The organism is Comamonas thiooxydans (assembly GCF_000964545.1).
GTDB lineage: Bacteria > Pseudomonadota > Gammaproteobacteria > Burkholderiales > Burkholderiaceae_C > Comamonas > Comamonas thiooxydans.
In genome coordinates this window covers 15,881-41,787 of record NZ_BBVD01000022.1, presented here as the reverse complement: position 1 = coordinate 41,787, position 25,907 = coordinate 15,881, and the positions used below count along the sequence as shown (strand labels likewise).

21 protein-coding genes are annotated in these 25,907 nt (G+C 64.6%); 1 reads left to right on the top strand and 20 read right to left on the bottom strand.

Annotated features, from left to right (window positions below; genetic code table 11):
• From Cth01_RS22320 to Cth01_RS22250, 15 genes are all read right to left on the bottom strand, one after another.
• Positions 1 to 768: an ABC transporter ATP-binding protein gene (locus Cth01_RS22320; RefSeq protein ID WP_045840459.1), complete on the bottom strand. Its 768-nt coding sequence runs from the start codon at positions 766 to 768 to the stop codon at positions 1 to 3.
• Positions 765 to 1,643, bottom strand: a complete 879-nt coding sequence (locus Cth01_RS22315; protein ID WP_045840458.1) for a branched-chain amino acid ABC transporter permease — start codon at positions 1,641 to 1,643, stop codon at positions 765 to 767. The genes Cth01_RS22320 and Cth01_RS22315 overlap by 4 nt, the downstream gene beginning before the upstream one ends.
• A gap of 4 nt (positions 1,644 to 1,647) precedes the next feature.
• Positions 1,648 to 2,541, bottom strand: coding sequence for a branched-chain amino acid ABC transporter permease (locus Cth01_RS22310; protein WP_045840457.1), 894 nt, complete (start codon positions 2,539 to 2,541; stop codon positions 1,648 to 1,650).
• A gap of 94 nt (positions 2,542 to 2,635) precedes the next feature.
• Entirely contained in the window at positions 2,636 to 3,769 is a 1,134-nt protein-coding gene (locus Cth01_RS22305; protein ID WP_045840456.1) for an ABC transporter substrate-binding protein, read from the bottom strand.
• Positions 3,770 to 3,842: 73 nt separating this feature from the next.
• On the bottom strand, positions 3,843 to 4,913 hold the full coding sequence (locus Cth01_RS22300) for a zinc-dependent alcohol dehydrogenase family protein (RefSeq protein WP_045840455.1): 1,071 nt from the start codon (positions 4,911 to 4,913) through the stop codon (positions 3,843 to 3,845).
• A gap of 41 nt (positions 4,914 to 4,954) precedes the next feature.
• Complete coding sequence (locus Cth01_RS22295) at positions 4,955 to 6,082, bottom strand: ABC transporter substrate-binding protein (protein ID WP_045840454.1); 1,128 nt, start codon at positions 6,080 to 6,082, stop codon at positions 4,955 to 4,957.
• Positions 6,083 to 6,120: 38 nt separating this feature from the next.
• A complete protein-coding gene (locus Cth01_RS22290; protein WP_045840474.1) occupies positions 6,121 to 7,749 on the bottom strand; it encodes a GMC family oxidoreductase in 1,629 nt (542 codons plus the stop codon).
• Between the two features lie 4 nt (positions 7,750 to 7,753).
• Positions 7,754 to 9,325: an aldehyde dehydrogenase family protein gene (locus tag Cth01_RS22285; protein ID WP_233425260.1), complete on the bottom strand. Its 1,572-nt coding sequence runs from the start codon at positions 9,323 to 9,325 to the stop codon at positions 7,754 to 7,756.
• Positions 9,256 to 10,731, bottom strand: a complete 1,476-nt coding sequence (locus Cth01_RS22280; RefSeq protein WP_045840453.1) for an aldehyde dehydrogenase family protein — start codon at positions 10,729 to 10,731, stop codon at positions 9,256 to 9,258. The genes Cth01_RS22285 and Cth01_RS22280 overlap by 70 nt, the downstream gene beginning before the upstream one ends.
• An 86-nt stretch (positions 10,732 to 10,817) precedes the next feature.
• The gene (locus tag Cth01_RS22275; RefSeq protein WP_045840452.1) at positions 10,818 to 12,299 is read right to left on the bottom strand and encodes an aldehyde dehydrogenase family protein; all 1,482 of its coding nucleotides are present in this window, start codon (positions 12,297 to 12,299) and stop codon (positions 10,818 to 10,820) included.
• Positions 12,300 to 12,311: 12 nt separating this feature from the next.
• Positions 12,312 to 13,796: an aldehyde dehydrogenase gene (locus tag Cth01_RS22270; RefSeq protein ID WP_045840451.1), complete on the bottom strand. Its 1,485-nt coding sequence runs from the start codon at positions 13,794 to 13,796 to the stop codon at positions 12,312 to 12,314.
• A gap of 103 nt (positions 13,797 to 13,899) precedes the next feature.
• Positions 13,900 to 14,868 carry a Bug family tripartite tricarboxylate transporter substrate binding protein gene (locus Cth01_RS22265; protein WP_045840450.1) on the bottom strand — a complete coding sequence of 323 codons (969 nt, stop codon included), beginning with the start codon at positions 14,866 to 14,868 and terminating at the stop codon, positions 13,900 to 13,902.
• A gap of 261 nt (positions 14,869 to 15,129) precedes the next feature.
• Positions 15,130 to 16,236, bottom strand: coding sequence for a porin (locus Cth01_RS22260; protein ID WP_045840449.1), 1,107 nt, complete (start codon positions 16,234 to 16,236; stop codon positions 15,130 to 15,132).
• A gap of 759 nt (positions 16,237 to 16,995) precedes the next feature.
• A complete protein-coding gene (locus tag Cth01_RS22255) occupies positions 16,996 to 17,808 on the bottom strand; it encodes an enoyl-CoA hydratase/isomerase family protein (protein WP_045840472.1) in 813 nt (270 codons plus the stop codon).
• Positions 17,809 to 18,097: 289 nt separating this feature from the next.
• Complete coding sequence (locus tag Cth01_RS22250) at positions 18,098 to 19,036, bottom strand: alpha/beta hydrolase (protein WP_082085705.1); 939 nt, start codon at positions 19,034 to 19,036, stop codon at positions 18,098 to 18,100.
• 213 nt (positions 19,037 to 19,249) lie between these two features.
• Between Cth01_RS22250 and Cth01_RS22245 the strand changes: the two genes are divergently transcribed.
• On the top strand, positions 19,250 to 20,149 hold the full coding sequence (locus Cth01_RS22245; RefSeq protein WP_045840447.1) for a LysR family transcriptional regulator: 900 nt from the start codon (positions 19,250 to 19,252) through the stop codon (positions 20,147 to 20,149).
• Between the two features lie 232 nt (positions 20,150 to 20,381).
• Here the strand turns inward: Cth01_RS22245 and Cth01_RS22240 are convergent, their stop codons facing one another.
• The 5 genes from Cth01_RS22240 to Cth01_RS22215 all read right to left on the bottom strand — a co-directional run bounded on the left by Cth01_RS22240 (position 20,382) and on the right by Cth01_RS22215 (position 25,836).
• Positions 20,382 to 21,152, bottom strand: a complete 771-nt coding sequence (locus Cth01_RS22240) for an oxidoreductase (RefSeq protein ID WP_233425259.1) — start codon at positions 21,150 to 21,152, stop codon at positions 20,382 to 20,384.
• 218 nt (positions 21,153 to 21,370) lie between these two features.
• The gene (locus Cth01_RS22235; RefSeq protein ID WP_052703443.1) at positions 21,371 to 22,684 is read right to left on the bottom strand and encodes a hypothetical protein; all 1,314 of its coding nucleotides are present in this window, start codon (positions 22,682 to 22,684) and stop codon (positions 21,371 to 21,373) included.
• Positions 22,685 to 22,853: 169 nt separating this feature from the next.
• Positions 22,854 to 23,207 (bottom strand): helix-turn-helix domain-containing protein, encoded by a 354-nt coding sequence (locus Cth01_RS22230; protein ID WP_072248299.1) that lies wholly within the window; start codon positions 23,205 to 23,207, stop codon positions 22,854 to 22,856.
• A 72-nt stretch (positions 23,208 to 23,279) separates the two neighbouring features.
• Positions 23,280 to 24,437 (bottom strand): recombination directionality factor, encoded by a 1,158-nt coding sequence (locus Cth01_RS24380; protein ID WP_072248300.1) that lies wholly within the window; start codon positions 24,435 to 24,437, stop codon positions 23,280 to 23,282.
• A 334-nt stretch (positions 24,438 to 24,771) separates the two neighbouring features.
• Positions 24,772 to 25,836, bottom strand: a complete 1,065-nt coding sequence (locus Cth01_RS22215; RefSeq protein WP_045840446.1) for a YqaJ viral recombinase family nuclease — start codon at positions 25,834 to 25,836, stop codon at positions 24,772 to 24,774.
• Positions 25,837 to 25,907: the final 71 nt, after the last annotated feature.

Below are 25,907 nucleotides of genomic sequence, written 5' to 3'. Positions count from 1 at the left end.
TTAGCTCCCCAGGTAGGCTTCGATCACCACCGGGTTGGCCAGCACCGTCTCGGGCGTGCCCTGGGCGATCAGACGGCCTGAGGCCGAGACATACAGGCGTGAGCAGATCTGCGTGACGAAGCGCATGTTGTGCTCCACCAGCAAGATCGCCACGCCGCTGGCGGCCACCTGGCTGAAGATATGGCCCAGCTCGGCCGCCTCGGTGTCGTTCATGCCGGCCACGGGCTCGTCGAGCAGCAGAAGCTGCGGCTTCATCGCCAGCGCGCGCATCATCTCGATGCGCCGCTGGTGGCCGTAGGACAGCGTGCCTGCGCGGTGCCCGGCCAGGTGCGCCATGCCGAACTGCTCCAGCAGGGCCTGCGCCTGGGCGCGGTGCTGGGCCTGCTCGGTATGCGCATAAGGCAGGCCCAGCAGGTTGGCCCAGAAGCCCGTCCGCTGGTGGATGTGGAAGCCCGAGAGCACGTTGTCCAGCACCGTGCCATCGGCCACCAGGCGGATGTTCTGGAAGGTGCGCGCCATGCCCAGGCGCGCCAGGTCGGCGGCCTCCAGCGTGGAGACATCCTTGCCGTTGAACAGGATGCGGCCCGACGTAAGCTTCAGGATGCCCATGATGAGGTTGATCGCCGTCGTCTTGCCCGCGCCATTGGGGCCGATCAGGCCGGTGATGGCACCGGCAGGCGCCGACAGGCTCAGGCCGTCTACGGCGGGCAGGCCACCGAAGCGCTTGCCCACGTTGTCGAGCTGTAGGGTGGGGATTTTTTGGTTCATGCCTTTGCTCCTTCACACGCCGCGATTTCGCGCTGGATGCGGCGGTCGTGCCGCCACGCGCGCAGCGTGTCGGCGATGCCGTGGGGCAGGTAGATGATGATCAGCATCAGCAGCGCGCCTTGCACCACACCGCGGTAGTCGGCGAAGAAGCGCACGAACTCGGGCAGCGTGGTCAGCACGCCCGCGCCCACCAGCGGTCCCCAGATCGAGGTGGCGCCGCCCAGCACGGCCGAGGCCAGCGCCGTCACCAGCATATGGAAGCCGAATTCATCGGGGTTGATGGCGTAGGAGTTGCACGCATGCAGCGCGCCCGCCAGCCCGGCCAGCAGGCCCGATAGCGTCATCGCCAGCCGCTGGTGCCAAGCCACGCGGATGCCCAGCGACACGGCCACGGTTTCGTCGGCGCGGATCACGTCCATGGCGCGGCCGAGGCCGAACTTGCCCATGCGCCAGGTCAGCACTATGCACACGGCCACGATCAGGAGCAGCCAGCCGGTGGTCGCCACCTTGGGAATGCCCGAGATGCCCAGCACGCCGTTGGTCACGCTGTCCCAGTTCTGGGCCACGGTCACCATCACCTGTACAAGGGCCAGCGTGGCCAGTGCCTGGAACACGCCGCGCAGGCGTGACAGCGGAAACGCCATCAGCAGGCTCAGCACGCCCGCCAGCAACATGCCGCTGGCAATGGCCAGCGGCGCAGGCCAGGCGTAGTTCACCGTGAGGATGGCGGCGGTATAGGCGCCGACGGCGGCATAGGCCGCCGAGCCAATGGAGAAGGTGCCCGCGCGCAGCACTACGGCCTGGCTCATTGCCAGCAGGGTGTAGATCAGCACGTGGTCGAGGACCGAGCTGTAGGAAAGCAGGTAGTCGATCATGGGTTTACTGCCTTTGCACGCGCATGACCGCGCCCGGCTTGCCGAACAGGCCGGTCGGGCGGATCAGGATGATGACGAAGAGGATGACGAAGGCGATGGCGTCCGCCGCTGCCGAGGAGATGTAGGCATAGGCCAGCGTTTGCACCACGCCGATGATCACGCCGCCCACCAGCGAGCCCGCGATGGAGCCCAGGCCGCCCAGGATGATGATGACGAAGGCGCGCATCAGGAAGGGCTCTCCCATCAGGAAGTGCACGGAGTTGAAGGCCAGCCCGATCAGCACGCCCGCGAAGCCCGCCAGCGCGCCGGAGATGAAGAACACCTGGATGTTGACCCACTCGGCGTTGATGCCCAACAGCTGCGCCGTGCCCTCGGAATGCGCCACGCAGCGGATGCGCCGGCCCATACCCGTGTAGTACAGCGCGTAAATCAGCGCACCCACCAGTACCAGCGCCGAGGCCACTATGATGAGCTGCAGCAATTGCAACTGCAGGCCAGCGAATTCGTAGATCACTACCGGGAAGGTGTCCGCCGGGAACTGCCACACTGCCGTGTTCGAGGCTTTTTGCGCCAGCGCCACCAGCGCGATGCTGGCGCCGATGGAGGTCAGGATGTACGAGAACTCGGGTGCGTTGCGCCGCCGCAGCGGACGAAATGCCACGAAGTCGAGCAGCACCGACAGCACGCCGCCGGCGAGCATGCCGGCCAGCAGCGCGACGATGAACGGCGCCTGGAACGCCGTGGCCGCGTACAGGCCCGCGAAGGCGCCCCACATGAACACCGAGCCGTAGGCCATGTTCAGGATGTGGTTGACGCCGAACAGCAGGGTGAAGCCCAGCGCGAAGACGGCGAAGGTGCCGCCCACGACCAGGCCGTTGAGGATCTGTTGGATCAGCATAAGAGATGTCCTTGTGGTCAAAAGAGGCTGTAGCGCACGCTAGGCAAGCGCTAGAGGCTATCTTTTTAGGAGTTTCTTGCCGCGCGAAGGCGTGTCAGGGGGCGACGACGAACTGGCCGTCTTTCAGCACCAGCACCATGGCGCCGAAATGGGGCTTGCGGTCGGTCTGGTTCCAGGCACCGGAGCCACCGACGATGGGCACGTCGCGCAGGCGGTAGAAGGCTTCGTGCACCTTTTCGCGCGTCGGCGCGGGGCCGGCTTCCTTGAGCGCGGCCAGGCCCACCTGGGCCAGCGAATAGCCGATGGCCGCCCAACTGTCGGGTTCGGCGCCCCAGCGCGCCTTCCAGGCGGCCTCGAAAGCCTTGTTCACGGGGCGGTCCACGCCGATGATGTGGTCGGTCACGGCGATGGTGCCCTCGGCCACCTTGCCCGCCATGGCGATGAACTTGGGCGAGGCCAGGGCCAGCGAGCCGATGAAGCGCACCTTCTCTCCCAGGCCCGCCTGGCGCAGCTGCACCACGACGTTGGCCGACTGCTCGGTGAGGGCGGACACATAGACCGCATCCACGTCCATGGACTTGAGTTTGGTGCCCAGCGGCTGGAAGTTGGCGTCGGTGGCGACGATGGCCTCCTCGGCCACGACGGTGCCACCGCCGGCCTTGAAGGCATCGCGGAAGATGTTCTTTGAGTCGATCAGCGCCTCGTTGGTGCGGTCGTAGACCAGGGCCACCTTGCGCACGGGTGTCTTTTCCAGCACGTACTTGGCCACCAGCGGCGTGATGACGGCGGGCGACTGCTGGAACTTCATGCTCCAGGTACCGGCCTTGAGGATAGCGTCCGACGTGGCGAAGCTCAGATTGGGCGTCTTCCTGTCGTTGAAGATGGGCGCCACGGCCATGGCGTCGGCCGTGGAGGAGGGACCCAGCACCAGCACCGCGTGGTCGCGGTCAACGGCCTGGTTGGCCAGGTTGATGGCCTGGCCCTTGTCGCTGGCGTTGTCGCGCTCGATCAGGTTGATCTTCCTGCCATTGATGCCGCCCTGGCTGTTGGCCTGCTCCACCGCCAGGCGGATCGCGCGCTGGTAGTTGTTGCCTGCGAAGGCGGCGGCGCCAGTCACGGCCTGGATGGACACCACGGGAATGTCCTGGGCCAGGGCGCCCGTGGCGCAGTGCGCGGCCAGCGCGGCGCCGGCCAGGGCGGTGCGGGCGGTGAAGGGAATGCGGTGCATGTCTGTCTCCTTGATTGCTATTGAAAATAGAGCTGCCATCGCTTGTATGGAAAGCGCTGGAGGCTGATATGGCTTAAAACACGAAAACGCCCTTGCCGCCGGACTGGCCGTCGAACAGGCGGTAGGCTTCCTCGGCCTGTTCCAGCTTCCAGCGGTCGGTGAAGATCCGGTCCACCTCCACGCCGTGGTTGGCGATGAAGGTCACGCATTCCTTCATGCTGGGCTCCGAGAAGGTGTAGGAGCCGACGATGGTGCGCTGCTTGCCGATCACGTCCTTCATGCCGTCCACGTTGAGGTTGCCGCCCACGGCCACCAGGGCGATGCGGCCCCACGGCGCGGTGCAGCGCACGGCCTGCTGCTTGGGCACGTCCCCGCCCGCGCAATCCATGGCGCAGGTCACGCCCTTGCCGCCGGTGAGCTTGAGGATTTCCTCGACGGGGTCGCACTGGCTGCCGTTGAGGGCGTGGGCCGCGCCGAAGTTGCGGGCGTTGGCCACGCGCTCGGGGGCGATGTCCACGCCGATCACTTCCACGCCCATGGCGGCGGCCAGCTGCACCGCCGACAGGCCCACGGGCCCCAGGCCGAACACGGCCAGCGTGTCGCGCGCGCTGATGGAAAGGCGCAGCAGCGCACCCCAGGCCGTGCCCGTGCCGCACGACACGGCCGCGCCGGTGGCGTAGGAGACTTCGTCGGGCAGGTGCACCAGCGACGTGACGGGCACCTTCATGTAGTGCGCATGGCCGCCGTTCTTGATGACGCCGTGGATGTCCGCGCCGTGGCTGCACATCTGCGTCCAGCCGCCGCGGCAGTGGTCGCAGTGCATGCAGCCCTCGTAGTGGAACACCGTCACGCGGTCGCCCACCTTGTACGAGCGCGGATCGACGGCACTGCCCAGCGCGACGATCTGGCCGCAGGGCTCGTGGCCGCCGATGATGGGCGTGTCCTCGGCCATGCCGCGCGAGGCCAGGTCCTTGAAGCCCAGCGACTTGAGCACGTCGGCGGGCTTGTTGCGGTAGAAGTGCAGGTCGCTGCCGCACATGCCGGAAGCCTTCATCTCGATGATGGCATCGCCCGGGCCGGGGGTGGGGTCGGGGAAGTCGAGGATTTCGAGCTTTCGGTTGCCTCTGAAAACTACGCCTTGCATGGTGGTCTCCTGGTTTCGGTTCAGGTGGATGGAAGGGGCGTTCAGGGGGCGAGGGTGAACTTGCCGTCCTTGACCACCAGCACCAGCGCGCCGTAGCGCGGATGGCGGTCCGTGTGCGTCCAGCTGCCGCTGCCCACCACTACGGGAACGTCGCGCAGGCGCATGTAGGCATCGCGCACCTTCTCGCGGGTGGGGTTGGGGCCGGCTTCTTTCAGCGTGGCCAGCACCACTTGGGCCTGCGAATAGCCGGTGGCGGCGTAGCTGTCGGGCTCGCTCTTGTAGCGGGCGCGCCAGGCGGCGTCGAAGGACTTGTTGAGTGGGCGCTCCATGCCGGGCACGTAGTCCGAGATGGCGATCACTCCTTCGGCCGCCTTGCCCGCGACGCTGAGGAACTTGGGCGAGACGACGGCCAGCGAGCCCAGGATGCGCACCTTCTCGGGCAGGCCGGCCTGGCGCAGCTGGCGCACGATGTTGGCGGACTGCTCGGCGTAGCTGGTCAGGTAGACCGCGTCTACGTCCATGGCCTTGAGCTTGGTGGCTAGGGGCAGGAAGTTGGAGTCGCTGCTGACCACGGCCTCCTCGGCCACCACGGTGCCGCCGCCAGCCTTGAAGGCGTCGCGGAAAACGTTCTTGAACTCGATCAACGCCTCGTTGGTGCGGTCGAACACCAGCGCCACCTTGCGTGCAGGTGTTTTTTCCAGCACATGCTTGGCGAGCAGGGGGCCGTCCACATCGGTGCCTTGGCGGAATTTCAGAGTCCAGGGACCCGCCTTGAGGATGGCGTCCGAGCCGGCGAAGCCGATGAAGGGTGTGCGCTTCTCGTTGAAGACCGGCGCAGCCGCCAAGGTGTCTGCCGTGGTGGTGGGGCCAAGCACGAGCAGGGCGCGGTCACGGCCGATGGCCTGGTTGGCCAGGTTGATGGCCTGTCCTTTGTCGCCTGCGTTGTCGCGTTCGATCACGTTGACCTTGCTGCCGTGGATGCCGCCTTTGGCGTTGGCCTCGTCCACGGCCAACTGGATGGCCTGCTGGAACACGGCGCCGGCGAACGAGGCCGGGCCGGTCATGGCCTGGATGGACACCACGGTGATGTCGTCCGCCGCGTGGGCAGCGAAGGCTGCGCAGGCGAGCAGTAGTGCACCTGCCGATTTTTTGGAGCGAAGGGTGGGCATGGTTGTCTCCTGATGGCTCGTTGTGGAAGGGATGCGGTTCAGTGTTTCGCGTCCGCAAGCACCATGTCGGCGGCCTTCTCGCCGATCATGATGGTGGCCGCGTTGGTGGGGCCCGAGATGGGCGCGGGCATGATGGAGGCGTCGGCCACGCGCAGGCCCTCGATGCCGTGCACGCGCAGTCGGGCATCGACCACCGCCATGGGATCGTCCTGGGGCCCCATGCGGGCCGTGCCGTTGTGGTGGTAGACGGTGCCGCCACGCTGGCGCGCGAAGTCCAGGATCTCGTCGTCGGTGCGCACGTCGTTGCCGGGAAAGACCTCGTCCACGTAGTAGGGCGCGAAGGGCTTGGCCTGCAGCACGGCGCGTGCCATCTTGACCACGGCGATCATGGCCTTCTGATCCGACTCCACGCCCAGGTGGTTGGGGTTGATGAGCGGCGCGTCGTCGATGTTCGTGGAGCGTGCGCGCACGTACCCCCGGGCGTCGGGCCGCTGCTTGTGGCCGCCCAGCGTCATGCCGGGATAGTGGTCGAGCAGGCCCGGCAGCCCTTCCTGGTAGCTGCCGGGCGTGAACGAGACCTGCAGGTCGGGCCGGGGCAGCGAGGCTTCGGAGCGGAAGAAAAAGCGCATGGGCACCGGCCCCATGGCGAGGATGCTGGGCCGGCCCATGAAGTACTTGGCGATTTCCCACGCGAGCGGCAGGCCGCGGCCGCGCTCGTTGATGGTGGAAATGCCCTTGACCTTGACGGCGACGCGCAGGTTGTAGTGATCCACGAGATTGGCACCCACGCCGGGCAGGTCGGCCAGCGGCTTGACGCCAATGGAGCGCAGAAGATCCGCCGGACCGATGCCCGAGATCTGCAGCAGCCGCGGCGTGTTGAGCGCGCCGGCCGAAACGATGACCTCGCGCTGCGCGCGCACTTCCCGCTCGGGCGCGCCGGTACCGCCGGCGCGGTAGCGCACGCCCACGGCGCGGCGGCCCTCCAGCAGCACGCGCGTGGCGGGGCTGTCGGTGCGAACGTCCAGGCGGCCGCTGCGGCGGGCCGGGTGCAGGTAGGCCTGCGCCGCGCTCTTGCGCCGCATCAGGTGGCCGCGCGGGTCAATGATGAACTGCCAGGGGCCCACGCCATCTTGAACAGCGCCGTTGTGGTCGGGTACGCTGGGGTAGCCCAGGCTTTGCACGGCCTGCACAAACAGGTCGCACAGCGGGCTGGAGCGTACCGGATCGCTTACCGGCATGGGACCGCTGCGGCCCCGGTAGCCGTCGTCGCCGGGGCCGATGCGCGTTTCGGCCTTCTTGAAGAAGGGCAGCACCTCGTCGTAGCTCCAGCCGGGATTGCCGCGCTCGGCCCAGCCATCGAAGTCGGCGTGCTGGCCACGGCTGAACACCATGCCGTTGATCGAGCCCGATCCGCCCAGCACGCGCCCTTGCGTGAGGCTGAGCTGCCGGTTGGCGGTGGCGGGATTGGGTTCGCTCTTGAAGTCCCAGATCAGTCGGGGGTTGAACAGGTTCTTGATGTAGCCCGCCGGGATGTGGATGTAGGGACTGGTGTCGGCGGGGCCGGCTTCCAGCACGCACACGGTGTGGCCTGCCTCGGCCAGCCGTCCGGCCAGCACGCTGCCGCCGCTGCCGGCACCCACGACCACGTAGTCAAAGGTTTCGCTCATGATTTCAGGCATCCAGATTGAAGTTGATGGTCTTCAGCTCGGTGAAGGCCTCGATCGTCGACCAGCCGCCTTCGCGGCCCACGCCCGAGCGCTTGATGCCGCCGAAGGGCGCGTTGGGCGTGCTGGCGAAGCCGTTGACGCCGATGGCGCCGCTCCTGACGGTGCGCGCCACGCGAAAAGCCCGGCTCACGTCGGTGGTGAACACGCAGCCGGCCAGGCCGTAGGCGCTGTCGTTGGCGATGCGGATGGCTTCTTCCTCCGTCTCGAACGGGATCACCGAGAGGAGCGGGCCGAAGACTTCCTCCTGTGCGATGCGCATGTCGTTGCGCACGTTGGCGAACAGCGTGGGGTGGACCCAGTTGCCGCCTGCGAATTCGCCGCCTGCCGCCGTGCCGCCCGCCAGCAGCGTGGCGCCTTCATCCTGGCCGCTTTGCACGAAGTCCAGCACGCGCGCCTGCTGGCGCCGAGAGATCAGGGGCGCGGAGGTGGTGGCCGGGTCGAACGGATCGCCGAAGCGCACTTTCTGAAGCTGCTGCTGAGCATGGTGCAGGAACTCGTCCATCACTGAGACATGCACCACCGCCCGCGACGGCGTGGTGCAGACCTGGCCCGAGAGGAACGTGGAGCACAGGCCCATCAGCGTGTGGGCCGCGGTCTCCACGCTGCGCGTGTCGGGGAACACCAGGGCCGCGCTCTTGCCGCCCAGCTCCAGAGACAGGCGCTTCATCGTCGGTGCGGCGGCCACCATGATCTTCTCGCCCACCACGGGGCTGCCAGTAAACGTCACCTTGTCCACGCCGGGGTGGCTGGTGAGGGCCGTGCCCGTGTCCGCGCCGCCGGTGACGAGGTTGAAAACGCCGGGTGGCAGGTCGCTTTCGGCCACGATCTGCGCCATGCGAGTCACCGCCAGGTTGGTCAGCTCCGACGGCTTGACCACCACAGTGCAGCCGCAGGCCAGCGCCGGGGCCACCTTCATGGCAAAGGTCATCACTGGCCCGTTGTAGGGCAGGATGGCTGCCACCACGCCCACCGGGTCGCGGAAGCTCATGTATTGCAGGTTCGATGCGCTGGAGAACAGCGGCATCGTCTCGCCGTTGATCTTGTCGATCCAGCCGAGGAAATGGTCGAATATGTCCGCCGCCGCCTTGGCCGACACGCGCGAGTTGCGGCTGAAGGTGAAGGGGATGCCGTTGTCCAGCGTCTGCAGCCCGGCGATTTCCTCCTCGGCCGCATACAGGCGCTCGACGATGGGCTGCAGCAGGCGCTTGCGGTCCTGCGCGCGCATGCGGGGCCACGGGCCTGCGTCGAAGGCCTGGCGCGCCGCAGCCACGGCCAGGTCGACGCCGTGCGCGCCGGCCTCGGCAAAGCTCGTCATTACCTCGTTGGTGGAGGGATGGAGCTGGTCGAAGCGTTCGCCGGTGCCATCGAGCCACCGGCCGTTGATGAACAGGCGGCCGGGGCGTACGCCGAGTCGGTCGCGCTGGGGAAGTAGGGTCAGCATATGGTTCATCCCAGGTTGAAGTAGGTGGCCTTGGGGTACAGAAAGCTCTCCACATGCTCCTTGCCGCCCTTCCATCCGTAGCCGCTCATCTTGGTGCCGCCAAAGCCGACGGCGGGGTCGATCACGCCGTAGCAGTTGACCCAGACGGTGCCCGCGCGTATGCCCTGCGACACCTGGTGCGCGCTGGCGAGGTTTTGCGTCCACACGCCGCCGGCCAGGCCGTAGGGCGTGTCGTTGGCGATGGCGAGCGCTTCTTCCACCGTGTCGAACTGGATCACCGAGGCCACGGGGCCGAAGATTTCCTCGCGCGCGATGGTCATGTCGTTGCGCACGTTGGCGAACACCGTGGGCTCGACGAAGAAGCCGCCCGCCAGCTCGCCGCCCAGGCGGCCGCCGCCGGCGGCCAGCTTCGCTTCGCTGCTGCCGATGTCCATGTAGTGCATCACGCGCTGCAACTGCCGCTCGGAGATCAGCGGACCGATCTGCGTGCCCTCGGCGCGGCCGTCGCCGATCTTGATGGTCTTGGCGAAGGCGGCCAGGCGCTCCACGAACTCGTCATGCACCTCGCGCTGCACCAGGATGCGCGTGCCTGCCACGCAGACCTGGCCGGTGTTGGTGAACACGCCCATGGCCGCGCCGGGCACGGCCTTGTCCAGGTCAGCGTCGGCCAGCACGATGTCGGGCGACTTGCCGCCGAGCTCCATCTGTAGGCGCTTGACGTTGCTGGCCGAGGCGCGCGTGATGGCCTGGGCCGTGGCCACCGAGCCGGTGAAGGCGATGCGGTCGATGTCCATGTGCTCGGACATGGCCTGGCCCACGTCCTTGCCGTAGCCCGTGACCACGTTGATCACGCCGTCGGGCACGCCTGCCTCCATTAGCAGCTCGGACACGCGCAGCGACGACAGCGAGGCATCCTCGGCGGGTTTGAGCACCGCCGTGCAGCCGGTGGCCAGCGCCGGGCCGTAGATCCACCACAGGCCCATCAGCGGCCCGTTCCACGGGATGATGCCGCCCACCACGCCCTGCGGCACCAGGTGCTTGAGCGCCATGAAATTCGGCGCGATGGACATGGGCGAGCCGGTGGCCGAGCCCGACAGCCCGGTCTGCGAGGCATAGAACTGCAGCAGCTGCGACAGCCATTCCTTGTAGCCGCGCGTACGCGCCAGCGGCGCGCCCATGTCCATGGTCTCGATGAGCGCCAGTTCCTCGAAGTTGTCGAGGATCACGTCGTGCACCTTGAGCAGCAGCTTGCGCCGCTCGTGCGCGGTGAAGCGGCTCCACGGCCCGTTGAACGCCTTGCGCGCCGCGGCCACCGCGCGGTCCACGTCCTGCGCGTTGCCCTGGGCGAAGCGGCACAGCAGCTCGCCCGTGGCGGGGTTGATCGCGGCCATGGTCTGGCCCGAGGCGGAATCCACCCATTGGCCGCCGATCAGCAGTTGCTTGGTGCCCTGGATGAAGGCGGGCGTTGCCGGCTGGTTCATGCTTATCTCCTTGGTTTTTTTGTCTTTTTGGCCTCCAGTGCTTGTTGGTCAAGCGCTGAAAGCTATCGAATGAGTAGCGGGTGTGCCTAGAAGCGCACCATGACCGACTTGGTCTGCGTGTACGCCTCGATGGACTCGGCGCCGAATTCGCGTCCCCAGCCCGACTGCTTGTAGCCGCCGAAGGCCATGGCCGGATCGGATTCGCCGAAGGTGTTGATCCACAGCCGCCCGGCCTTGAGCGCCTTGACCACCTTGTGCGCGCGCGACACGTCCTTTGTCCACACGGCGGCCGAGAGGCCGTAGGTGGTGTCGTTGCCCTGCAGCACGGCGTCGTCCTCGTCCTTGAAGGGGATGATGGACAGCACGGGGCCGAAGATTTCTTCCTGCGCGATGCGCATGCCGTTCTTCACGCCGTCGAACACCGTGGGCTCGACGAAGTAGCCGGGGCCGTTCCAGGCCTGGCCGCCCAGGCGCAGCGTGGCGCCGCCTTCCTGGCCCAGGCCGATGTACGACCACACGCGGTCGCGCTGCTTCGCGGAAATCAGCGGCCCCAGCCTGGTGTCGGCGGCAAAGGGGTCGCCCACCTTCCAGGTGGCGGCCAGCTGCGCCACGCGCTCGGACACCTGGTCGTGGATGCTCTCCTGCGCGAACAATCGCGTGCCGGCCGAGCACACCTGGCCCGAATTGCCGCAGAAGGTCTTGACGGCGGCCTGCACGGCCTTCTCGATGTCGGCATCGGCGAACACCACGTTGGGCGCCTTGCCGCCGAGCTCCAGCGTCACCTTCTTGAGGTTGGAGGTGGCGTCGCGCACGATCTGCTTGCCCACGGCCGTGGAGCCGGTGAAGGCGATCTTGTCCACGCCCAGGTGCTGCGCCAGCGCGGCGCCCGCCGTGGGACCGAAGCCGGACAGCACGTTGATGACGCCCGGGGGCAGGTCGGTCTCCTGAATCAGCTCGGCCAGGCGCAGCGACGTGAGGCAGGCGAGCTCGGCAGGCTTGAGGATCACGGTGTTGCCGCAGCACAGCGCATTGGCGAACTTGATGGCGGCCATAAGTACAGGCACGTTCCACGGGATGATCTGGCCGCACACGCCCAGCGGTTCGCGCAGCGTGTAGATGAGCGTGCTGCCGTCCGACGGAATGGTGGTGCCCAGCACCTTGGAGCACCAGCCCGCGTAATAGCGGAAGATGTCCACGGTGGCCGTCGCGGCGCCCTGGGCGAACCACAGCGGCATGCCGTTGTCCAGCGACTCGATGGCGGCCAGCTCGTCAATGTGCTGCTCGATCTTGTCGGCGATCTTCAGCAGCGCGCGTGTGCGGGCATGGGGCGACAGGGTGGCCCACGAGGGCGCCTCGAAGGCCTTGCGCGCCGCGAGCACCGCGGCATCGATGTCGGCGCTGTCGGCCTCGGCCACGTGGCACAGCAGTTGCTCGGTGGCGGGGTTGATGACCTCGAAGGTCTTGCCCGACGCGGCATTGACCCATTGCCCGCCGATTAGCAGGCGCTTCGGTCCTTGGGTGATCCAGGCGAGCGCCTTGGCGCGGGCGGCTTGTGTTGCGTTTGTCATGGTGGCTCCTGGTCAGGCGTACAGGTTGGGGAACTGCCCGGTGGTGCTGATGACGGTGGTACGGGTTTCGAGGTAGGGGTCGAGCGCGTCGATGCCGTTCTCGCGCCCCCAGCCGCTGGCCTTGAAGCCGCCGTAGGGCGTGGACCAGCGCAGGAACGAGTAGGTGTTGACCCAGACCATGCCCGCCTCGATGCGGCTCGATACCCGGTGCGCGCGGCCCACGTCGCGCGTCCACAGGCCGGCGGTGAGACCGTAGGGCGTGTCGTTGGCGATGGTGATGGCTTCGTCCTCGCCGTCGAACGGGATCAGCGAGGCCACGGGGCCAAAGATCTCATCACGCGCGATGCGCATCTGGTTGTTCACGCCCGCGAACACCGTGGGCTCGACGAAGTAGCCGGGCGCCAACTCGGGCGTGTCGATGCGGCGCCCGCCCGCGATCAGTTCGGCGCCCTCGTCCTTGCCGTACTGGATGTACGACAGCGTCTTGTCCAGTTGCTGTTGGTGCGCCTGCGGTCCCATGTGGTTGGTGTCGATGGTGGGCAGGCCCACACGCACTGCCTTGGCGCGCTCGCGGAAGGCTTCGACCACGCGGTCGTAGATGCTGCGCTCGACCAGCACGCGCGAGCCCAGCGCGCAGCTTTGCCCCGTCAGGCGCCAGGCGGAGGCCGTGGCCGCATTGATGGCATTGTCGATGTCGGCATCGGCGAAGAGGATGTGCGGCGCCTTGCCGCCCAGCTCGAAGGTGAAGCGCTTCAGGTTGTCCGAGCCGCTTTGCACCATGCGCTTGGCGGTGGCCGTCGATCCGGTGAAGGAAATCTTGTTGACATCCGGGTGCTCCACCAGCCGCTGGCCCGCCGTGCGGCCATGGCCGGGCACCACGTTGAACACGCCGGGTGGCAGTCCCGCCTCGTGGAACAGGCGCGCCAGCTCCAGCGCGGAAACCGGTGTGGATTCGGCGGGCTTGACCACCAGCGTGCAGCCGGCGGCCAACGCGGCGCCCACCTTCAGGCAGGTGGCCAGCAGCGGCGCATTCCACGGAATGATGGCGCCGACCACGCCCACGGGCACGCGCGTGGTGAAGGCATGCACGCTGTCGTCGATGGGGATGGTGGCGCCCTGGGCCTTGTCGGCCAGCGAGGCGAACCACTGGTACCACTGCACCTGGGCCGCCAGGCTCGCGCGGTGCTCGCGCACGAGGTTGCCGTTGTCGTGGGACTCGATCACCGCGAGCTGGGGGATGGCGGCGGCAAACAGGTCGGCGAAGCGGCGCAGCAGGGCGGCGCGCTCATGGCCGGGCTTGCGGCTCCAGGCCGGGAAGGCCGCGCGCGCGGCGGCGACGGCGCGGTCAATGTCCTGCACGCCGCCCATGGGCGCAATGGCCCAAGGCTGGCCGGTGGCCGGGTCGATGCTCTCGATGAGTTCGCCGTCGAGGGGAGAGACCCATTCGCCGCCGATGTACAGGTGCTCGTAGCGCTTGAGAATGTTGGTGGTGCTCATGCCGGTGCCTCTAGGTGTTTGCTGATTGCGCGCGGCCGCGACGCCCTCCGGTCCACGGCATGGCTGCCGGGGCGGGGGGCCAGCCCGTTTCGGGCGGGACGGCTCATTCCTTGCTGTAGCCCAGGGCGGTCGCCACCTTCTGGGTGCGCGCGGCATCTTCCTTGAGGAACTGCGTGAATTCCTCCGGGCTCATGCGGCCGGGCTCGGCTGCGTCGGCGCGAAAGCGTTCCTTCACGGTTTCGCTGTTCAGAGCGGTGCGCAGGGCCTTGGCCAGGCGGGTGACCACATCCTTGGGTACGCCAGAGGGGGCCAGCAAGCCCAGATAGGCATAGAAGCTGTATTGGGGCAGCCCCTGTTCCGCCAGGGTAGGGATGTCAGGAAAGACCGGCGAGCGTGTGGCCGAGGTGATGCCGAAGGCGCGCAGCTTGCCGTCCTTGATCAGCGGGCCGGAGGAGTTGGCGCCATCGAACATGACGTTGGCGCGCCCGCCCACCACGTCGGGCAGCGCTGCCGCGGCACCCTTGTAGGGCACGTCCAGGAACTTGGTGCCGCTTTGCTGGAAGAACAGCGCAGCGGCCATGTGTACGCTCGTGCCCTTGCCCGCATGGGCCATGATCAGGTTGCCGGGATGAGCCTTGGCATTGGCGATGAGTTCGGCCAGAGTTTTGCTCTCCTGGCCGGGTGCGCCCACGAACAGGAAGGGGGCGCGGTTCATCATGCCGATGCCGGTGAAGTCCCTGTCAAGGTCGTAACCTGGCGCTTTCTTGAAGGCGGGCAGTTGCGCCACCGTGTTGGCCGCAGCCAGCAGCGTATACCCGTCGGCGGGCGCTCCCTTGACGGCCCGGATACCCAGCATTCCGTCTCCGCCAGGGCGGTTCTCGATGATGATGGGCTGCCCCAGATCCTTGGACATTTCCTGGGCAACGACACGTGTGGTCACGTCCAGCAACGCTCCGGCGGACGAGTGGACGATGATGCGGATGGGGCGGCTGGGATAGGTGTCCGCCAGGGCGGGCTGGATGCCGCATGCCGCGACGGCGCATGCGGCCAGGAAATGGCGCTTGCCAATCATGTGATGTCTCCTTTTTTTCTAGCTAACATTAGTTTGTCTGCGGGGAAGGGGGCACACAATGAAGGGATGGCATCTGTTCCGTACATTGGGCTGGGTCATTGGCTAGGAGCCGGGTGGCCGACACAGTGGTCTTTTAGCGCGGGCATGAGCCAGGCTCATTCAAACGACGCGTAGCGCGTGCAGCCGCTGTCCTGGCTCCTAGACGAAAAAAGGGGCACGGCATGGCCGTGCCCCAACCTTGGGGAGTAAACGCAAAGGGGTTCAGAAGGTATGGACGATGCCGGTGCTGAATTGGTTTTGATTGTCGCGGTCAGACCAGACGGAGTACATGCCGGCCTTGCCGCCACTCTTTACCTTCTGGTGCGAATACAGCGCATACAGGAAAGTGCGCTTGCTCAGCAAGTAGTTGGCGCCCAGGTTGACTTGGTGTACGTCCTGGTTGGCAGGGGAGCGGTCGTTCTGGAACTGGAGTCCGCCCATGACAATCCATTGTGGGCCCAGCGGAACGCGCGCGAACAAGGTGAGTACGTCGGCATCCATGCCCGCAATGTTCTTGGCGTTTTCCTGGCGCGTATAGACCATGCCGTAGCGGGCGCCGGCCAGCTTGTAGGAGCCGCCTACGCCGAAGATCTTGTCCTTGGCGCTGCCCGGGGCGCACCCGCCTGCCGTTTTGCACTCTGTCTCGTGATAGGCCAGGCCACCTTCGATGCTGTCGCTGGCGTAGCTGCCGCCGAGCGAGAGCACGCGGCCTGCCGAGTTGGAGCCCGCGACCTCGCCGAACGCTAACATGGCATGCACCTTGAAACCGGAGAGGCTGGGGGTCGAATACTTGACGGCGTTATCCACGCGCGTGCCCACCATGTTGTTGAAGCGCGCGGACGCGCCGGCGGTGGCTGCACCGTCGATGGTGGCTGTGGCGTTGCCCAGGTAGGGGGCCTGGGTGGATGAGATGAGGATGTCGCTGATGACAGGCAACTGACGGCCTGCGGTCACCTGGCCGAAACTGGCCGAGCGCAGGCCCACCCAAGACTGGCGCTGGAAGAACCCGCCCTGGATCTCGCCGGTGTCGGCCCAGATGCCCGATTCGAGGTTGAAGATGGCGCTCAGCCCGCCACCCAGGTCTTCGGTGCCGCGCAGGCCGAAGCGCGAGGTCAGAGAACTGCCGCTGCGCAGTTCCGTGGAACTGGAGCCGGCGGGATTTGGTGCCTGGGCCGTAGGGGCCGAGGCTTTGTTGCTGGTGTGGGCAAGGCCCAGATCCATCAGGCCGTACAGCGTCACGTTGCTTTGCTGCGCGAACGCGGCAGGCGACAGTCCGGCCAGGCCGATCAGGCCCAACACGCCACTGGCGAGTTTGGTGGTTTTCTTCATGCAGATGTCTCCTCTTTGGGGCGGTGGGGAAATGCTTATTCCTTGGCGTAGCCGGGCTTGGCCAGTAGTGAGCCAGTTTCTGCGAGCCATGAAGAAGGGTGCAATGGCTTCCTGCGGAATGTTCCGTACTTCAGTTTTAGGAGGTTCCTGAGCGCTTGCCGAATGGCCGTCAGCCGCATGTGCGTCTTGCCTGGCGTACGCCGCATCCGTGTCGAACGAAAAAGAAAATGGGATCAGGAAAAGGCGCCTGCCGAGCCGGCTGAGCTTCTGTGAACCGGATGGCTATTGGGGCGGGTGTTCTGCCGCTGCACGCATATCTTCCGCGCACGCAACTGAAGCCAGGAGCGATCCAGGCCATGAACCGCGGGCAGTTGCGCTATGACGAGGCGGATTTCGGCTGCGCTCCGCCACGATGCAAAGGCCTGGAGTCGCTCCGGCTAGGCTGATGGGACTTGCGTCTGGTGGAGGAGCCAATCTCCAGGTCATGGCAGCTGCTGTGACCGGGAGGAGGTGGATGGGCAGGTGGCGCTTGCCCGTGTGGCCAACCTATGCCCGTGCAACTCCGGCCATGCGCAAGCCTGTGCCGGGCTGCATGGAATTGCAGGAAGGTGAATACGGCATGAAGGTTGCTTGCCAACAACACATGTAATTGCGTGCACGCCGGTGCAGCCGAGGTGGCCTGCCAGCAGGCCTGCCCTCAGGCGTGGGACCGGACTTGGCAGACTGGCGCGGTTGGCGAAGGCAATGGGGACAATGGGATTAGCGGCAGGGCAGCTTCGCCGAGGGGAAGTCGGGTTGGCGCTTCTCGCGCAGCGCGGCTAGCCCTTCCTTCACATCCGGGCCGAGGAAGCACAGCATTTCCATCGCGAGTGAATTGTCGAAAATCGGGCCGGCTTGGCGCATCCAGTTGTTGAGTGTTTTTTTGGTTGCCCGTATGGCAGCCTGACTGCCGGCAGCCAGCTTGGCGGCGATGGCCAGCGCGCGGGGCAGCACCTCGGCACGCGGAGTGCAGAAGGTAACGAGGCCAATGCGCTCGGCTTCCCTGCCATCGACGAAGTCGGCGGTCATCAAGTAGTACTTGGCTTTGGACATGCCACACAGCAGGGGCCAGATGATGGCTGCATGGTCGCCAGCCGACACGCCCAGACGCGCGTGGCCGTCCGTAAGCTTGGCATCCTCGGCCATGATGCTGATGTCGGCCATCAGTGCAACGGTCAGTCCGGCACCTACGGCCGTGCCGTTGATTGCCGAAATGATAGGCTTGTCGCAGGCGAGCATGTTGTAGACGAGGTCCGATGCCTCTTTCATCACACGCATGGTGTGTTCGTGGCTATTGGACATTTCTTCCACCACGGACAAGTCGCCCCCGGCCGAAAAAGCGCGATCTCCTGCCCCGGTAACCACGACTGCCTTGACGGTGGAATCGTTGTGGACTACGTCCCAAATCTGCGTCAGCTCCCAGTGCATACGGTTATTGGTGGCATTCATCACTTCGGGCCGATTGAGGGTGATGAGCAGCACACCGTCGTTTTGCCGATCAAACTGGAGAAACTGGAAATCTTCATAAAGCATGGTCATCTGAATCTAAATGGATCGTGGAATGATTGAGCCGGCTGAGCTTTCGCTGAGCAATGAATGACAGGCAGTTGTTCCGTACTTTGGTTTAGACAGGTTCACACGGCTTGCTGAAGGTACGCTGCGCCAGCCAGATAGGCCGGGGTTGTCGGCAACGGATTGAGCAGTCGGCTCTCATGCTCGTCTCGGTGTGGGGGCCGAGGACCAAGGCGAGCAGAGTACCGTTGCGGACAACGTACAGGACCGTCGGAGACAGTCGATGTTCGGAGCTTACATGCTAGGCCACTTATGACCCGAGGTGCTTTTTGTAGAACGGGATCAGTTGTTCCAGCGCCTTACCCGTAACCTCGGGTTGGTCATACAGATCATAGTGACTGGCACCTTGCACGACTTGAAGTGCCTTCTGAGATGACCGCGCACGCCGGTACAGCTCGAAACCATCGCGATACGAGCCAAAGCCCCCTGGGACAGAGCCGATCACGATGTGCAGCGGCTGGATCAGGAATTCCTCAGTGAAGGCGAACGCATCCCAGCTCATGGCCGGACCAGTGCTGGTGAAGCGCAGCTTGTTTGGAGAGCCGGCTTGCTGACCCCGGGGCGTCCGGTAATATTCGACGGCTTCCTTGATGTCGATGTCGGTGATGCCGGCCTTCACACGCTCTTCAACGGAGTTCGGGATATAGCCGGCGATCAGGGGGGCTGCACCCTTCGCTTCAGCCGTACGTTGCTGGGCAATTGCGGCCAGAGTCTTGAGGGGCGCGTCGGGCGACATGTCTCCTTCGCGCATCAGGCGGCCGTAGTTGGCGGCGACTACAGTGCCTACTGCCCTGAAACGGTGGTCGGTTGTCGCCGCGCTGATGGCATAGCCACCACCACCGCATACACCCAGTACGCCAATGCGGGCTTCGTCCACGAAGGGTTGCGTGACGAGGTAGTCAACTGCGCAGCGGAAATCCTCGACGCGAGTGGCAGGGTCCTCGCTGAAACGGGGTTCGCCGCCGCTTGCGCCTTGCGTGGAGGCGTCGAAAGCGAGGGTGATAAAGCCTGCCTTGGTCAACGCATCGCCATAGACCGCCCCGGATGTTTGTTCCTTGCAGCTACTGATGGGGTGGGCGCAAACAATGGCGGGGTACTTCTTGCCAGCATCGAAGTCCTCGGGCAGGCGCAACACCGCTGCGACGTCCCAGTTGCGGTTCTTGAAAGTGACGGTTTTCATGTGGGTCATGATTGAATCCTTCGCGGTTGAGGGTAGGTATCAGGACGGGTGCTGAAGAACGGAGCCAGCTTGGCGCTGTTAAACGCCAAACTTCACCAGCCATCTCAAGGGTTGCTCATTCAGGGAGGCTCAGCAGCAACCGGCTTAGGAGCAACTGTAGGAGTTGCATGTGCTTTTGATAATCCGTCAAAATCAGCTTTCTATCATTAGCAAGGCTTATCAATGGACGGGCGTCACCTGCAGGACCTGATTGCTTTCATTGCCGTGGCCGAGGAAGCCAGCTTCACTCGTGCGGCAGCACGCCTCGGGGTTTCTCAATCGGCCTTGAGCCAGGTCATCCGGGGGCTGGAGGCGCGGCTGGGGCTGCGGCTTTTCGCCCGCACCACGCGCAGCGTCTCGCCGACAGCAGCCGGCGAGCGGTTGCTGGCATTGGTCGGCCCCTCCATGAGCCAGATCGCATCTGGGCTCGAACAGATCACCGCTTTGCGCGACAAGCCCGCTGGATCAATCCGGCTCACGGCCGACGAATACGCCGTTCACTGCGTGCTGCAGCCTACGCTTGCGCAGTTCTTGCCCATGTATCCAGACATTCGGGTCGAGCTGGCCATTGACTATGGCCTCGCAGACATCGTGAGCGGACGCTTCGATGCTGGCGTCCGTCGTGGTCGCCTCGTGGCAAACGACATGATTGCAGTGCGTATTAGCGACTCGCATCCGATGGCTGTGGTCGGTTCGCCAGCCTACTTCGCTCGAAAGCCTGCGCCGAAGCATCCGCACGATCTCACGGACCATGCCTGCATCAATCTGCGCCTGCCGACGCATGGCGAGCACTTTGCCTGGCTGTTCGCCCATGGGGGAAAGGAGTATCGCGTGAAGGTGGAAGGGCAACTGGTCAGCAACAGCATTTCCTCGGTACGCGATGCCGCCTTGGCCGGCCTCGGCCTGAGCTACCTTCCCCAGGCGTACGTTCGTGGAGCCCTGGAAACCGGAGACCTGGTCGAAGTTCTTGCTAACTGGCGAAAGACCTTCGAGCCTTACCATCTCTACTACCCGAGCCGTCGCCACACTTCGCCTGCGTTCTCGCTATTGGTCGATGCTTTGCGCCATTCCTCACAAGAATGACAGCCTTGTGTAAAAGCAGTTTCTGGCTGATTTCGTCAAAGCACCGTTCGGAGTCCGGAGCGGTCTACACAGCAAAGTGTTGTGCGGCAACTCCTTGTCTGCTGGCCGCAGCGTCAACCTTATTGCCCTTGCACAAAGCAATCAAGTCGTTCTCAGGGCAAAAAACAAGGTCCGATGACATGGGGCCCAGCGCACCAGGCGCCAGGCTGCATGGGTCATCGCTTGTCGTAAATCATCCTTCGCTCAGTGCTCGCCAACCGTTCTCGGTCTTGCGCATGGTGATCTTGCCCTTCATCTGAAGCTGCTGCTCTTGCAGCCAGTGCAGGACGTCCTGTGCCTTGGCGGCTTCGTTGCGGATCTGAAGCAGCGCAGGATATAAGAGCTTGGTGGAGCCTCCATGCGGGCATCCCGCAACGTACATGGACCAGACGCTGTCTGTCACCTTGTTGTAGATGGTGTTCTTGGGCTGGTCGCGCTCTTGCTTTTGCCGTGCTTCCTGCTCCATCGCATCGAGCGCCTGCATCTTCTGGCGCAGGCTGTCCGGCAGCGGATGCTCGTTTTCCCACTGGATCAGCGCTTTCCGATATGCGTCTTCTTCCAGGAAACCCATTCCCGGCGGATTGTTGAAGTTGAAGTCCTCTCGGCGGGGTGCGCTGCTGTTGTGTTCCTTGCGTAACGCCAGGATCTCAGTCTTGAGTGTCGCAATTTGCTGTTGATCGGCCTTTCCAGCGTCCTCCCAGGCTTTCACGCGGTCGCGCTCCTCCTGGTAGGTCTGGCGCATGCGCTTCAAGGTATCGGGGTCCTTGAGTTCGATGTCGTACGTGAATTCGACACGGTAATGGCCATCTTCTTCATAGCCGTTGGTCTTTTTGACGTGCGTCACCTTGACGTTTTCGCAGGCAGCGAACTGGGGCTCCAGGAATTTTTCGAGATCGCTGTCACTGGGGGCAGAGCTGCAGCCAGCCAGGGCCAGGGCGGTGAAAAGAAGGAGTTGCTTTTTCATCGAGAGAGTTCTCCGGTCAATGTGAAGTGGGGCAGGGCCAGGCACGGCAGTACCAAGCCTGCTGGGCTCTGTGAGCTGTGAGCCAGGATGGCTGGGCTTCTGGGCCAAAGGCTGTGCCCATGGGATTCGGAACTACAAAGCAAGAAGCGATGCGCTCCAATGGAACGCATCGCTTGATGAGGCCGCTGGGCGGCAGAGGCAGGTTGATCGGGCAACGCTTACTGGGAAATGCCTATGGTCACGTAGTTGGCCTTGCCGTCGATGACCGGTGTGGTCAGGCCCTTCTGGGTCGAGACACCGACATAGGCATAGGTCGTCTTGCCGTCCAAGGTGATCTTGTAGACCTTGGCATGCGTGATGGAGTTTTCTGCAATGTCCTCCATGCCCTCGCCGGTCAAGGCCTTGGAGAAGCCGAAGTTGGGGGCGTCGGGAACGCCACCGTTTTCGGTGAACACCACGGAATCGTCGGCCCGGAATTCCAGCGTGCCGGTGGCGCTGCAGTCCTCGTATTCGTTAAACACCTTGCCGTGCAACTCGCTGGTATTGGTGACGGGCACCCAGTCCTCAGACAGATAGGCGTACTGCCCGTGCTGGCTGGAGCCAAAGGCGCCGGCGCCTGGCGTGCAGTACTGCGCGATGCGATTGCCCAGCAGGCTGGTCACCGCCACAAAGGGCAGGCCGACCTGGTTCACATTGCCATCCATGTCCAAGGAAGCCTTCGATGTCAGCAGACCGCGCTGGGGATCGGGCATCGACAGAACGAAATCGCCCGCCTTGGTCTTTGCGGCACCCGCGCGGAACATGGTCATGCTGGGTGTCGTGAAAGCCGTACCGGCAAAGGCTGCCTGGGTCAGAGTCTCGCCAGCCGCCACGCTGCCAGCCGCTTCCGACTGCGTCAGGCCTGCAGAAGTCAGCGCCGCGCCATAGCTTTCCAGAAAATCATCCCCCGCATCCCCCTTTTGCGCCTGGAACTGGCTGGTCAGCGGATCGAAGCCAGCCGGCAAGGACGGCTTGCCCGGCAGGCTGGACAGAACCGCCTTGAGCTTGTCCTGAGCCGTTGCCAAAGCGCCGGCATGGATCGCACCGCTCAAGCTCCCATTGGTGGCCGAATCGAACCAGGCATCGGGCTTTTGGCCGCTCACGATGCTGACCATCAAATCGGTCAACGGCGTGATATTGGCCAGACCCGATGCTGCCACCATGGAATGTAAAGGCGTGGTCAGGGCTTGACCATTGGCCTGGCCGCCGGCAACACGGATCACGCAAGGAAAGTCGCTGCCCTTGAGCGAGGCCGACCAGGAGCCGTCCGTGCCGGTCGTGGCCGCGGCAGAAGCACCGGAGGCGCACTTCAGCGTCACGGCGCCGCCGGCAATGGGCGAGCCCACGGCTGCCACGCCACTGGCCGAGGCCGAGTTGGAGGCAGGAGCTTCGCTGCTGCTAGCGCCACCGCCGCCGCCGCAGGCGGTCAGCACCGCGGCCGTGACAACGCTCAGAGCCAACTGAGCCATACCTTGGTTCGAAATCTTCTTCATGGTTTCCCTCTTCTTTATGGATATGTCTTGAATGTGAAAGCCCACGGGAGGCGGGCCATGGGGCGGAGTAAGGATGGATGGGGCGGGGTGGATCTCCATTCAAAAACGGTGTGGCACAGCCTTGGAGCCCGTGGCCTGTTTGGGGCAGAGGGCTACAACGGGTGCAGGTTCATGAAGACTGCTTGCCCTGTGTACGCAGGGCGCGGGCTCTGGGGGCAAAGGCGCGTAACTGAATCACATGGCCCTGCTGGGCCAGGTTCGCGAAATCCTCATCCAGGGCCGCAAAGAACTCCGACGGCTTCAGATGCAGGGCGCAGATGATGCGTTCCATGTTGGCCAGGGTGATGTTTCTCTCGCCACGCTCCACGCCGCCCAGATAGCTGCGGTCCAGGCCGCAGTACTGCGCAAAGGTCTCCTGCGAGAAACCCTGCTCCCTGCGCAAATGCCGAACGACCCTCCCGAAGGCCACCAGCACGGGGAGTCTTTGCGGCTCGGGGCCCGGCTGGGATGCTTTTTTGTCCATAGTTGCTATGGTTACAAGAGCGCACAAACTTGGCTACAGACCATGCGCCCACGGTTTCCACGTCCACGGCCTTTACGCATACGGCCTATGCGTACCATTGACACCCTGGCGACGCATTCCTTGGGGCTTGGTTTGCGAGCCAGTAAATGGCGCAGGAGGTGATGCCGGGTGCGGGGTCTCCGCATGCGTTGCCGGTTTTGCAAGGCTTTCAGGCAAGGTGCTCTCGGGATAGAACTCCTCCGCAATGTCCGCAGCTTCTTCAGGCGAGTCCTCAAAGCTGCCGTTGGCATAGCCCAGCTTCGCCGCCTCATCCAAAGCCTGCTGATCAAATCCCGCAGCCTGGCGTTGTGTCGCCAATTCCTGGGCCTGGGCAATGGCTTCGTTTAACGTCAAGCCACTGCGAACGACCAGATCCGCGTAGTAGATCGCCGAGCGATGCGACTGCGTCGTGGACTTGCCCCGCAGCTTGAGCTCCAGCGGCATGCCGGCCAGATGCCCACCCGACACGGCAGCGAAGTACTGCAGCCGGGCGGTCAAGGTGCGGATACTGTTGAAGCCCGTGGTACGGAACACAAAGCTGCCCAGTTCGTCGCTGTCGCCAATCACCAGGTTCAGTCGCCCATAGGGCTTGCAGCCGTCCTGGCCGAAGGCGCAGGCATCAGGTCCCGGGCAGGACATGGAGGCCAGTCCCTGGCTCGTGACCCGCTTGCTGCTCTCACCGTCACCCACACACACAGGCCTGGCCGTGCTGCGGTCAAACAAGGTGTAGTGGGCACGCAGATTCAGATCTGGATCGTTGAACAGCACCCGCACGGGGATGCTGCGCAGCTTGCGCCGGGTGGATGTGGTTGCCGTGGTCGCCGCCGCTGCAGGCTGAGCCTGGGAATCGGTTGCCTGCTGAGCGTCTGTGACCACCCCCATCTTTTCCCTGAGCGAACGCCTGCCAGTGCGCGGCGAAGGCTGGACGGATGCAGTGGGCTGCAGGCTGCCGTCACCTTCTTCATTACCATCAGACAGGGAAGGCTTAGGGCCTTCTTTTATGCCGTTGGACTGTGTCTGTCGCAGGGCCTCGTCCAGCGGATGCAGGATCCACTGCCCGCGGGTCTGTACCTGGGTGGTGATGGTGAACTCGTCATCCTTCTCGGGCAGGCGTTTGCCGTTGCGCTCCACCACCTTGCCGATGGCAATGCGGCCGATCACCGGGGGCGTGATCATCAAACCTTTGATCATGGAAGGCTCCAATAAAAAAGTCCTCCAGGGCTAGGCCAAGGAAGGACAGAGGGGAGGTAAAGGGGAACAGGAAAGAGGAAAAAAACGGAGGGGAGGGAGATCCCTGGGCCGGCTGCGATGTCACAAACCGCCTGTTTTTTGCTGCTAGATTGGATGGGTTGGAAACTCACCCAATCGAGATGCAACCCAGGATCAACTTCATTGAGAGAGGGCGCCTGTTCAGGCGCGAGCTCAAGCGACGCCGAGTCCGGTTCTTGCCGATGCAGGTCTTGCGCCGGATATTTGACGAGGCCGGTGTCTAACTTCCCTCAAGGGAGTGAGAACCTTCCCCGGCTCACGCCTCGGCTTCCGGTTCATAGACGCAAAACCGCCGTGACCCGGCCCGTGGACTCAGATAGCGCTGGGCCAGCGTGGGATGCTCCTGCACGAACTGGCTGCTGTTGAAGGCCTGCCCGTCCTTGCTGCGCTTCCAGGTGACGGAGCCGCCGCAGGAAAACAGGGCCTTGCTGGCCTCGCCCATGTGCATCTGAATGCGTTGGCGCAGACGAGCCTCCCGTTTCTGCGCAGCGTCCAGATCGCTGCGGGCCTGCAACAGTTCCTCGAAGGTGGTGTTGAGCTCCTGGTCCTCGCTCAGATCCACCTGATCACCAGTGTCGCCGGGGTAGAGGCAGCGCAAGGCCTGCTCGGCACTGTCCGAACCGTCGCCGGCCGGTGCGATACCGCTTTGGACCATGTCCCAGAACTCCTTCTCCAGCGCAATCAAGCGCGCAATCAGTGCATCGTCCCGCTCGATGCGGAAGATACGCAACTCCTGGCCGCCCACCAGCACCACCACATCGGCGGCGCGCTGGCCCGTCACGGCTAGCTGGTGCATGACTTGGATCTGCACATACTCGGGCACGCCATCGCGCCACAGGCGGGCGCCATGGATGCCCGCCGTCTTGCATTCCAGCAGTTGCACATCGGGGGCTCCGATCACCTCCCGATCCACATTGGCCAGCATCCAGGGATGCTCGGGATGCTGCAGCACCGCATTCACGCGCCGCACCTTGCGACCTGTGCGCTTGGTGTAATGGGCCGCCACAATGGGCTCCAGCAGCGTGCCCCAGAACATGGGGCTGGTGTCGTCCGTGGGATCCACGGCCGGCAGCAGATCACCTTTGCCAGTTTTTTGCATCCACAGCTCCAGCTGCGACTGATAGGGATTGAGGCCGATGGCCGCTGCCGCATCCGAGCTGCCGATGCCGGTACGGCGCACCTCCAGCCAATCTTCGCGCTCCAGATCCTTGGTGGATACCAGGCGCAGGGCGACTCCCTTGCGGGGAGTACGGGATGGGGCAGAGCTAGAGCAAACTGTAGGAGCAGCAGGCCTCGAAGGGCTCACCAATTGCAAAGACATACAGAACTCCTTGGCCCGCAAAAATGCGGGCATAAAAAAACCGCCTCAATGAGCGGTCTGTGGTGGAGGAA